The organism is Protofrankia sp. CiT1 (assembly GCF_917627335.1).
Lineage (GTDB): Bacteria > Actinomycetota > Actinomycetes > Frankiales > Frankiaceae > Protofrankia.
In genome coordinates this window covers 2,005-4,560 of record NZ_CAKJTP010000218.1, presented here as the reverse complement: position 1 = coordinate 4,560, position 2,556 = coordinate 2,005, and the positions used below count along the sequence as shown (strand labels likewise).

Annotated in this window: 2 protein-coding genes; both read left to right on the top strand. The window is 64.6% G+C overall.

The window, feature by feature from the left end:
• Window positions 1–1,598 (top strand): hypothetical protein (locus MJ785_RS20240; RefSeq protein ID WP_370653004.1); only part of this gene is annotated, 1,598 nt, incomplete at its 5' end.
• A gap of 10 nt (window positions 1,599–1,608) precedes the next feature.
• Entirely contained in the window at window positions 1,609–2,202 is a 594-nt protein-coding gene (locus tag MJ785_RS20235) for a GNAT family N-acetyltransferase (RefSeq protein WP_239382329.1), read from the top strand.
• The last annotated feature ends 354 nt before the right edge of the window (window positions 2,203–2,556 follow it).

The following is a 2,556-nucleotide window of genomic DNA, read 5'->3' as shown; positions in this document are numbered from 1 at the left end:
TACACACAGATGATGATCTGTGTACTCTCGCGGTAGTCCTGCTACGAGGTGTGACCCCCTCTTCTACCGGAAGGACTCACCGCATGTCATCGGCGCTCGGCCCCTACACGGTGTCCCCGGAGTTACTGGCCCGCGAAGACATGCGCTCCGCCCTTGCCACGCATGACTTCATGTCCGTGTTCCTGCTGATGCGCAAGTACGACGGCGCGAGTCAGGACCGGATCGCATCCCAGGTCGCGGGCATGACCCAAGGACGCGTCAGCAAGATCATGAGGGGTGAGGATCGGGTCGCATCCTTCGATGTCATCGAACGGATCTCGGACGGACTCAGGGTCCCCGGTCGGCTCCTGCGCCTTGCGCCCCGCCCGTGGGAGACACCGGCACCATCACGCGCTACCGGCTTGGAGCCCGGCGCATCCAACCCAAGCATGATCCAATCGGGGATGAGGCGACCGGCTGGCACAGTGCCCCACGGACAGCCCGTACACCTACTGATCGGTTCGAGTCTTGTCGTAGCCGAGTCGTTCGACGATCGAGCGCGCACTATGGATGGAGACAGGTGGTACGGCGTTCCCGTCCAACAGGTGGAAGGGCTGGTCACGATGGCCGCACGGAAAGCACTGCGCTTCGCGGTCGCAGTCGGCAGCGACACCGTCGGACCCGACACAATCGATCTTGTTCATGACGAAGTGACCCGCCTTGCCCGCGCCTATCCCGTCAGCCCCCTGTCAACGATCCTCGGCGATCTCGTCGATCTTCAGGAAGCAACATTCCGGCTGTTGGAGGCCCGGCAGGTCTCGACGCCCCAGCGAAGCCTGTACCTGTTGGCCGGTGCCGTGTCCGGAATGCTCGCGAAAGCATCCCATGACGTCGGGCAGCCACAGGCCGCGATGACCCAAGCCCGCACCGCCTACATCTGCGCGGACAACGCCGGACACGACGGCCTCAAGGTCTGGACCCGCGGACTCCAATCGATGATCGCCTACTGGGCCGGTCGCCACCGCGAAGCCGTCCAGTACGCCGAGCTGGGCGCCGACCCCGCGCAGCGGGTCCACGGAACGGCCACGACATGGCTTCTGGCCCAGGAGGCCCGCAGCTGGGCGGTCCTCGGCGCCGCGGAACAGGCCGAAAGCGCCATCACCCGCGCCGACGAGGCCCGGGAACGACTCGAACCCGATGAGTTGGATGAGTTCGGTGGCATCCTGACCTTCACCAGGCCCCGGCAGCTTTACTACGCTGCCGACGCCCGCATCTGGGTCGATGGTGCCTCCCTCCGCGCGGAAGAGACGGCCAGCGAGGCGATCGCCGCCTACGAACATGCCGACATCGACGAACGGTCCTTCAGCGACGAGGCCGGAGCCCGCGCCGACCAGGCATGGGCACGTCTCACCGGCGGGAACCTCGAAGGCGCGGCCGAGTCGCTCCGCCCCGTCCTTGACCTGCCCGCTGACCAGCGCATAGCCGGCATCATCGCCAGCGTCAACCGGATACACACCGCTCTGCGCTCAGGTCCGGCCGGGGAGACCACCGCAGCGCGTGACCTTCAGCAGGAGATCGAAGCATTCTCCGCCGTCTCGGCAGCCGCCGCCCTCCGATAGGGTCAGCCGGGTGTACCCGGTACGGATCGATGGTAATGGCCTGTGTGTGCGCGAGTTCACCGACAGCGACGTTGATGCGCTTCTCGCCATCTACGGCGATCCCGCCGTCACCCGGTACATGAGCTTCGACCCGCGTACCCGCGACCAGGTCGCCGCCACCATTGCGATGGCTATCCGTACCGCCACGATCGAACCCCGCGTGGAATACTCCCTGGCTGTCGCGATCCCCGACACCACCGAGATGATCGGGTTCGGCCGGCTTGCGGTCGACAGCGGCCATCCCGCCCAGCGCAGCGCCCAAATCGGGTTCGCGCTCCGCGCCGACCAGTGGGGTCGCGGCTACGGTGCCGAAACCGTCCGGCTCCTGCACCGCCTGGGCTTTGCCGAACTCGGGATGCACCGCATCTGGGGCGCACGCTCCCCCGACAACACCGTCTCCGACCAGCTCATGAACAAACTTGGCATGATCGAGGAAGGCCGTATCCGCGGACATGTCTGTGTCCGCGGTGCCTGGCGTGATTCCATCGTCCATTCCATCCTCGAAGACGAGTGGACACCCCGGCCCAGCACGGACACTGTCAGCCAGAACCCCGCCACAACCTGAAGCTGTTCGGAAACCCTATTCGAATCGGTTTTCATTGAAATTCTGATACCGGCAACAGGAACAATACGTTCGTCAGTAGCCGTATGGGGAGATCGCTACCCGCCAACTTCCTGCGTTCTTTGGTACCGGGCAGACCCAGCGCGTCATGGAATACACAGGCCCTCCCCATCGTTAGAGATTCTGCGACATTTTCTATGTCGTAGGAAGGGTGCCCTCCATGTATCATCTTCCCGGGCTGAGTCACCGAGCGACGGCTGTGGTCATCGAACGCGCCGAGCAGGCTTTCCCTGACTGGGACAAACCGGTCGGCCGGCCCAAGACCCTGTCGCTTCTCCAGGCCCTGAAATTGACGGT